Raw genomic sequence first — 3,093 nt, forward strand, 5'->3', positions numbered from 1 at the left:
GTAGTCCTGGGCGCGGTCGGACCAGCGCAGGCCGCCGCGCGCCACCGGACCGAAGCGCAGATGCAGGCCTTCGACCTCGGAACCGTAGACGAAGATCTCCCGCCACGGCCGCGGCGCCGGCAAGCCCTCGACCGCGTGCGAATCGAGTTTGATCGCCAGCGACTGGCCTTTCTCTTTCGTATCGGCAACGAAATGATTGGTGCGCAGCGAGGCTTCGATCAGATTGAGATAGCGCCGGATGATGGTGTCGTCATCGATGTTCGGCACATCCTCCAGCGCGTCCTTGATCTTGGCCTTGAGGTGCTTTGCGGCCACCACGCCTTCGGTCTCGGCCGTCGGGCCAAGCCGGGCGATGAACAGCGCATGCAGGCCCCGCGCTATGTCGGGATAACGATTGAGCGCGGCGGCGATGAAATCCTGGCTTTGCGGAATGCCCACCTGCTGCAGATAGCGGCCATAGGCGCGCAGGATCGTGATCTCGCCCGACCACAAGCCGGCGGTCTGGGCAAGGCCGTTATAGCCGTCATTGTCGACGTCGCCGCGCCAGACGGACAGGAACGCGTCCTCGAACAGCCCGCCGCCGTCAGTCAGGTCGATCGGCTTGCCGTAGCTGTTCTCCAACTCCATGTCATGGATGAAGACCAGGCCGGATTGTTCGTCGCCGACCTCGAAGGTGCGCTCGCTGATGACGCGGAAGCCGATGTTTTCCAGCACCGGCACCCGCCGCGACAGCGCCACCGGGCTGCCATGGTGATAGATTTTCAGCGACGCCTGATGCGGTTTCTGCTCGGCATGACGATAATAATCGATGGCGATCGGATTGCCGGCGCTGATCTTGGCAATGCGCCTGGCATCGGCCAGCGCCACCGCCGCGCTGAACGAATCGCGGTAGCTTTCCGGCAGCCGCGCGGCAATCGCCTTCAAAGCCTGGTCGCCGCCACTGGCCTCGGCCGCATCGGAAAGGGCGTCCTCCCAGGTACGCACGATGTCGCGGATCGCCGCCTCTATCGTCGCTTGCTCGACCTTCGGCGTCTTGCCGCCGGAGCGGCCGATGATGAAGTGCACGCGCGCCAGCCCGCCTTCGGGGAAGGCCGGGTAATAGGCCGACAGCCGACCTTCGAATACGGTCTTCAGATACGAGCCGATCTTCTCGCGCACGACGCTGTCGTAACGGTCGCGCGGCACGAAGACGAGGATCGAGACGAAACGGTCGAACTGGTCGGCGCGCACCAGCGCCCGCACGCGTGGCCGCTCGACCAGGCCCAGAATGGCAGCGGCGTGCTTCCTCAGGATCGGCACCGGCACCTGGAACAATTCGTCGCGCGGATAGCTTTCCAGCACGTTGATCAGCGCCTTGCCGGAGTGATCGTGCCGGTCGAAGCCGGACTTGGCGATGATGGTTTCGGCTTTTGACCTCAGATACGGGATCTTCATCACCGAGCGCGTGTAGGCGGTCGAGGTGAACAGGCCGACGATGCGCAATTCGCCCGCGAGCGTACCCTTGGCGGTGTAGGTCTTGATGCCGATGTAATCGAGATAGATGCGGCGGTGCACGGACGACTTGGCATTGGCCTTGGTGACGATCAGCGGCTCCGGCCCGTGCAGGAAGGCGCGGATTTCCGGCGTCGTCGTCACCGCTTCGGTGCCGCGCCTGAGCACCAGCACGTCGGGGTCGGACAGGATGCCGAGGCCGGGCTTTTCAGCGCGCTCCAGCGTACCGCTTTCTTCGCCGCCGGTGTATTTGAACTCGCGCATGCCAAGGAAGGTGAAATTGTCGTCGCGCAGCCACTCCAGGAAGGCGAGGGCCTCGGCAACGCTCTTCTTGTCGAGCGGCACGGCCGTATAGCGGAATTCCGAGATCGCCTGATCGAGGCGGGCCAGCATCGGCCTCCAGTCGTGAACGGCGGCATGAACCTGGCCAAGGATCTTGCGCAGCCGCTCGCTCAATCCGCTCGCCTGCTCGGATGTCACCCGCGGGATGTGGACATGGATGACGCTAAGCCGGTCGTGGCTGCCATCGTCCTTGGCGAAATTGCCGTCGCCGAGGATTTCTTCCACGCCGCCCTTGCCGTGGCGCACCACGATAACCGGATGGGTGACCAGGGTCGGTTCGCCCGATGTCTCGGTGATCTCGCCGAGGATGGAATCGAACAGGAACGGCATGTTGTCGTTGACGACCGTGACAACCGTCATCGGGCGGCCGTCTCGCACAACGCCCGAATCGGCATCGACGGCGACGACGCACTCGCCTTTCCTGTGAGTGGCGACTGCCTGGCCGGCGAGATCGGCAGCCCGCTCCAGGTCGGCCACATCGTAGGGAGCAATGTCTTCAGCTGGCGCGCGGGCGAGCAGATAGTCTGCAAGCCTGGCCGGCCTTTCCTCCGCTTTAATCGCTGCCGTGGCTTTTTTCTTCGGCTTGCTCGCGGATTTCACGCTGGCCATGACGCACGTCCCTCCCGTCGAATGCTTTTACGAATATGGTAGCAGATGACCGCTGTTTGGCGACAAAGGTTTGACGGCTTGCCAAGAATTATCGGAATTTGGCGACAAGATGCCGCGCAACGAGGAGAAATGACCCATGACCGGCAAAATCAGCGCGCTTGATCTTGGCCAGGGAGAGCTGAGCGAGGCGACAAAAACCTATTTCGCCAAATGCGAGGAGAAGCTCGGCCTCGTCCCCAACGTGCTCAGGGCCTATGCCTTCGACGACAGAAAGCTGCGCGCCTTCACCGACATGTACAACGATTTGATGCTGGGTGAGTCCGGGCTGACCAAGCTGGAACGCGAGATGATCGCGGTCGCCGTCTCCTCGATCAATCATTGCTACTATTGCCTGACCGCGCATGGCGCGGCGGTGCGCCAGCTCTCCGGCGACCCGCCGCTCGGCGAAATGATGGTGATGAATTTCCGCGCCGCCGATCTTTCGCCCAGGCAGGTGGCAATGCTCGAATTCACCGTCAAGCTGACGCAAGAGCCGGCCAAGATCGTCGAGGCAGACCGGGCCGCGCTGCGTCAGGCCGGCTTCACCGATCGCGACATCTGGGACATCGCCTCGACCGCTGCCTTCTTCAACATGTCGAACCGCGTGGCCGC

The 3,093-nt window shown here is 63.1% G+C and carries 2 protein-coding genes; one reads left to right on the plus strand and one right to left on the minus strand.

Annotated features, from left to right (window positions below; translation table 11 throughout):
• On the minus strand, positions 1-2,442 hold a 2,442-nt coding region (locus EN984_RS28305; RefSeq protein ID WP_206517493.1), incomplete at its 3' end, for an NAD-glutamate dehydrogenase domain-containing protein.
• 136 nt (positions 2,443-2,578) lie between these two features.
• Between EN984_RS28305 and EN984_RS28310 the strand changes: the two genes are divergently transcribed.
• A partial coding sequence (locus EN984_RS28310; RefSeq protein WP_127384117.1) for a peroxidase-related enzyme occupies positions 2,579-3,093 on the plus strand: 515 nt, incomplete at its 3' end.

It is taken from the genome of Mesorhizobium sp. M7A.F.Ca.CA.004.12.1.1, from assembly GCF_003997835.1.
Lineage (GTDB): Bacteria > Pseudomonadota > Alphaproteobacteria > Rhizobiales > Rhizobiaceae > Mesorhizobium.